The sequence below is a fragment of the Streptomyces beijiangensis genome, from assembly GCF_017315755.1.
GTDB lineage: Bacteria > Actinomycetota > Actinomycetes > Streptomycetales > Streptomycetaceae > Streptomyces > Streptomyces beijiangensis.
In genome coordinates this window covers 1-455 of record NZ_JAFLRJ010001367.1, presented here as the reverse complement: position 1 = coordinate 455, position 455 = coordinate 1, and the positions used below count along the sequence as shown (strand labels likewise).

Annotated in this window: 1 pseudogene; it reads left to right on the top strand. The window is 67.3% G+C overall.

From position 1 onward, the window contains the following. A pseudogene (locus J0695_RS41850) lies at positions 1-233 on the top strand (hypothetical protein); the annotation flags it as partial. Between the last annotated feature and the right edge of the window lie 222 nt (positions 234-455).

The window sequence follows — 455 nt, the reverse complement described above, 5'->3', positions numbered from 1 at the left end:
TGTGGGCTCGTGAGCGTGAGGAACGGTTTGCTGGTGCTCTTGCGGCACCGGCCGCCTTCGGGGAACGGCAGGGGGAGGAAGCGGATGAACTGCGGGCGGACAGTCGGCTGATCCAGACGGTGGCCGGCCGGACGGGGCTGCGCCCCTCTGAGGTCCTGGCCCAGCTTGGCGAGCGGATCGTCGTGGGCGAGGACGGTACGGTGTCCGTCCCGTCCTTCTCGCCGTCCTGGTGATTTCCGAAGCGAGTGGAAAAGAAGGCAGAGGAGGAGCGGGGAGATGCCGGGTATTCGGCTTCGGGAACACCAGGTGGCCCAGAAAGCGGCTTTCCGTCGGTGGGTGGAATTCCCTGCAAGATCATCTGTGTCGTCGGAGGGGGCACGGGGGACGATCGTGTCCGCGACCAGATCGGGCAAGACGATCACCGCGGCCGCGTGCGCGCTGGAGTGCTTCCCGGG